A 4,824-nucleotide genomic window follows, 5' to 3' on the forward strand; every position below is an offset into this window, starting at 1 on the left:
TCCAAGAATCCAAGCTTAATGACAAGAAGAAAGAGATTGAGAAGCTTGATGAGAAATTAAGAGAGGAATTCAAAGAAACCGAGGAATTCCTTAAGGAAAAGAAATTGCCTGAGAAAATCCTTCAAAGACACAATGACTTTGTTAAGCAATACAATGAGAATTACAAAAAGCTACAAGAAAGAATAGAAAATGCGAAAAAGGGAAAGATAAAGCCTCTTATGGAATTCCTAGAAAAAGCACAATACAAAGAAAAGCCAATAAGACAAGATAAGCCATCTTTCAGAATAAAGAGGATTAAGGAAACAAAGGAGGAAAGACCTAAAGCCACAAGTTCAAAATCTGTTTCTCTATTACAAGTAAAGCCTCTTTCCAACCAATATCTTCAAGAAAGCCCACCCGAGATAAAATTTACCCAAGAAATTAAAGAGCTGACAAATTCTCTTGATAAAAGCCCACTTAAGATTTACCAATATGTTAGAAATAACATTAAATATGAACCTTACTATGGCAGTCAAAAGGGTGCTATTGGATGTCTTCATGAGCAAGCGGGAAATGACCTTGATCAGGCATCCCTTCTGATTTCTCTCCTTAGAGCCTCAAATATACAAGCAAGATATGTCTATGGTAAGGTAGAGATTCCCATAGAAAGGGCAAAGCTATGGCTGGGAATAAATGACCCCTGGAAGGTAGCGGACATTTTATATTCCTATGGCATTCCTGCCATAACCCTTGTAAGGGGAGGAAAGCCCTATGCCATAAAAATAGAGCATTTCTGGGTAGAATCCTATATTGACTACATCCCCTCAGGGGGAGCAATCCATAAACAAGGGGATACCTGGATTCCCTTAGACCCATCATTCAAACTGCAGAAGATAGAGGAAGGAGAGGATATATCAGATGAGGTTATCTTTGATAAAGAAAGTTTCTTAAGCAAACAGCAAGAAATAGAGATTCCCCTATACTTTTGGCTCAATCAATTGGGAACATATGCAGAGACAAACTTTCCCAAAAAAAGGCTCTATGAGTTTTCAAGGAGAAAGGCTATTATCCCTGAGGAGATTGAGGTTCTTCCTGCTTCTCTTCCCTATGAAATAATTGAACAACCTACCATATATTCCAAGATACCTGATAATCTGAGATATAAGATAGGAATTAGTCTCTCTTCAGAGGATATCCTTGGCTTGGACTTGTTTTATCAAATCCCCCTTCCTGAATTGGGTGAAAGTCGTTTAACCCTCTCTTACAAATCTGACCTAAGCCTTTATAATAACCCTGCCTATTTAGTTGAACTCCAACCAGTCATAAAAATAGATGGCCAAGAAAAGGCAGTGGGTGACCCAATAGGTGCTGGTAAGGATCAAACCATAACCATTGATCTATTCATGCCTAACCAGGAAACAGATTGTATCCAGAACACCATTATAGCAGGCGAATTTCATAACCTCTGCATCACTTGGCCTTTCTTCTCCAGTCAGCTTGCTACTGAAATTGGTCAGAGACTTATCACCAACATAGAGGGTACTGGCCCAGACTTCCTTCAGAATGGCTTCTTTTCAGAAGATATAGCTGGAGACTACCTCTTTATGCAAGGCAAAAGTTACTTTGGTCAGGTAGGAATAATGGATGAGATTGCCTCATCCTTCCTCCATCTTCCCTTCTTCAAAGATATATTGTTTGCCCATCTCTTTGTTGAGGCAGATGTTGACTATCTCTTTGGTATGCCTTACACAATGAAGATTAGAGGTTTATCCATTGATGCCGACAGAAACATCTGTGCGGTAATTGGTGCTTCTGATAAAATCAAAGAATTTATGACCATCTCAGGCTATACTTCATCTGTCTTAGAGCATAATATCTGGGAGAAATGGTATGGAGAGGGAGCAATCTCTGCCATTAAAGCTATTCAGATAGCTGGTGAGCATGGTATCTCTGTCTATGATATAGATAGTTCTAATGTAGGTATAGTTGATGGCTTTAACATCCCAAGCTTTGCCAAACAAGATATAAAGAATGCAATCAATGCAGGAAACATAGCCAAATGCCCCCAATCAAGCATAACTTACAATGGCTGGCAGGGTATAGGCTACATCATTCAAGACCCAACAACTGGAGAGGGAAGGTATGAGATAGCAGGTGTAAGTGGAGGCCTTTTTCTACTTACACATCCATCGGCTAAATCTTGGCGATATTACTATGATATAGAGAAAAGGGCTATTGAGTATGCAAAAACTTTGACTGGTGATGACTGTACTAAATTCGCCAATTTTGCCCAATTCTTAGCGAATCAATTCACTGAGAATGAATTCAAGCAAAGTTTCTTTCTGCATGCTTTGTATGATTTGAGTGTTTCGGATGAGTGGCAAAAGTGGTATTATGATTGGTATCTTGCTCTTTTAGGTAATGGGGGACCAAGAAAGTCTCGACCTGCTTGGCTAAACAACCATAATGATGGAGGCGAAGGTTCTGGCTTTAAGGTCTTTTTCCCTGAAGATCCAGACAGAACAGGAAGAAAAGACCATTTTGTTGTTAATGCTGCATGCAGAGAACTTGGTTATATTGTTTGGATGCTTTATGAAATATTCAAAACAGAAGAGAGTTTGAACGATCTAAAGTATAATGCTGAAGGTATGGCATTTGGAATTATGATAATTGAGGGTGAAATTTCTCGTTTTGGGGTAGAAGGTTGGATTATGGAGTATCTTCATGAGTAGCATAACAGATATCATAGTAGAAATTTTATTTGGGATAATGAACATTTTTTACACTTTGTGCATAATTTCTCGACCAATCTTCCTGGGCGCTCCACTCGTTTTGGCATTAGTATATGCCATTTGGAGTTCAAAAAAGGCATTTGTTAAGATTTTATTATTTTTTGGAGCTTTCTTATGGGAGATACTTTTATTTAGGTGGCTGCATGCGGATGGTTTGTCTTTAGGGGACATTCAGATGAGATTTTTTAAATATGTATTGACATGCTTCTTTTTATTTTACATTCTAACGATGGTTGTATTTATTCGAAGGTTAAAAAAGATCTCTTCCAAAATCGTATCAGGTATTATTATTAGTTTAATTTTTGCTTCCCTACCAGTTTTTTATATTGAAGGAAGAGTGATTTCAAAAGAAAGTGGGTCAGAGGGTTCATCGTCTGATATGTGGACTTTAAAGCAGGCAATTGAGAACTATCTTGAAACACATAAGAGATACTATCCAACTCATGATGAATTTCAGAAATATCTTACAACTCATCAGGAATTTCCAAATCAATTAGCCTGTGAAAGGTTGGGTAAAAACTATGAATTGACTCAAAAGAAATATCCTGTTATTCACAACCCAAATCTTATGGTTGCGTGGGGTAAAGAAATTTATGGAATTATTTTCAAGTGGAGATGGGTAATATTTATGGGAAAGATAGACCTTGAAATACACAGGGTCTCTGAAGGAAGATTCCAGAGACTTCTAAAAGAGCAACAATTAGAAACCAAGAAGGATAAGAACCGCTATGTTAGAGAGAATGCAATAAAATCATTGGGTGAGATAGAAGACCCTCGGGTAAAACGACTCATTTCTCTTTTAAAAGATAAAGATTTAGAGGTCAGGTATATGGCTGCAAAAGCATTAGGCGAAATAAAAAACCCTCTGGCAGTGGAACCTTTGTTTGCTGCAATGAAGATTAAAGATGTAAGAGATATGAATCTTGCAGATGTAGCAGGAGACGCACTGGGTAAAATAGGAACTCCTCGTGCAGTGGAATTATTAATTGCTGCTCTTAAAGATAAGAATTCGTTTATCAGATCCTGTGCAGCATCGGGATTGGGAGAGACAAAAGACTTTCGTGGAGTAGATCCGCTAATTGAAGCCTTGAAATACGGAGATGAATATGTCCGATGGAAAGCAGCATTGGCACTTGGTGAAATAGGTAACGCCCGTGCAGTAGAACCACTTATTCTTGCCATGACGAAAGATGAAGATTGGAATGTTCGAGGATGGTCGGCATGGGCACTTGGTAAAATAGGCGATCACCGTGCAATAGAATCTTTAATTGCTGGTATGGCAAAGGATGAAATCAGAAGCGTTAGAGAGTTTGCAGCAAAAGCATTAGGCGAAATAAAAGGCGACCGTGCGGTAGAATCGCTCATTGGTGTCTTGAAGAATGAAGATTTAGGAATTCAAGACAAAGCAGCGGAAGCACTTGGGAGAACAAAGGATTATCGGGCAATAAAGCCACTAATTGATGCTCTTAAAGATGGAAATAAAGGTGTTCGAATCTCTGCAGGGTATGCATTAAAGGAGATAACCGAAAAAGATTTTGGTCGTGATCCTATAAAATGGCAGAGGTGGTGGGAGCAAAACAAAGGAAGTTTAGATAGGGATATAAGAATAATCCCCGAACAAGAATTCCAAAAAACTCTTGAAAGAACAGCAAGAAATAAAAAATACCAAGGAGGTGGAGAATGAAAATTAAATCTCTTTTGTGTTTAATTTCTGTATCAATGGCTATAAGCCTGTCATCGGTATGGGCTCAAGAAACAGCTATTGACAAGTCATTTTCGCCACTAAATTTGAAAATTGGCTCTAATACTAAATCTAAGGCCCAATTTTTCGGCACTACATATTTTGCACTTGACAAAAAATTACCTAATATTCTCTATTTTACTTAAAAAATCTTCTCTTATTACACCCCGAGAAAGAAGAATGCTTAATATCTTTTGCACAAATGGAGAGACTTTCTTTAACTTCATATTGTTTACTCCTTTAATCTCAATCTCACATACATCTTCTTTCTCAAGCTCCTCGTAAATCCTCCTCTCTGTCATATCTTCAAGC

General features: G+C 38.0%; 3 protein-coding genes. 2 read left to right on the top strand and 1 reads right to left on the bottom strand.

Annotated features, from left to right (window positions below; translation table 11 throughout):
• On the top strand, positions 1-2,711 hold a 2,711-nt coding region (locus AB1397_03200; GenBank protein ID MEW6481998.1), incomplete at its 5' end, for a transglutaminase domain-containing protein.
• Positions 2,704-4,455, top strand: coding sequence for a HEAT repeat domain-containing protein (locus AB1397_03205; protein MEW6481999.1), 1,752 nt, complete (start codon positions 2,704-2,706; stop codon positions 4,453-4,455). The genes AB1397_03200 and AB1397_03205, both read left to right, overlap by 8 nt.
• A 176-nt stretch (positions 4,456-4,631) precedes the next feature.
• On the opposite strand, the gene AB1397_03210 is transcribed toward AB1397_03205, so the two are convergent.
• On the bottom strand, positions 4,632-4,824 hold a 193-nt coding region (locus AB1397_03210; GenBank protein MEW6482000.1), incomplete at its 5' end, for a hypothetical protein.

This window comes from bacterium (genome assembly GCA_040756715.1).
GTDB lineage: Bacteria > UBA9089 > UBA9088 > UBA9088 > UBA9088 > JBFLYE01.

What these genes read in the sequence shown, in the direction of transcription:
- AB1397_03205 (MEW6481999.1), top strand. Translation starts at nt 2,704, where the DNA reads ATGAGTAGCATAACAGATATCATAGTAGAAATTTTATTTGGGATAATG.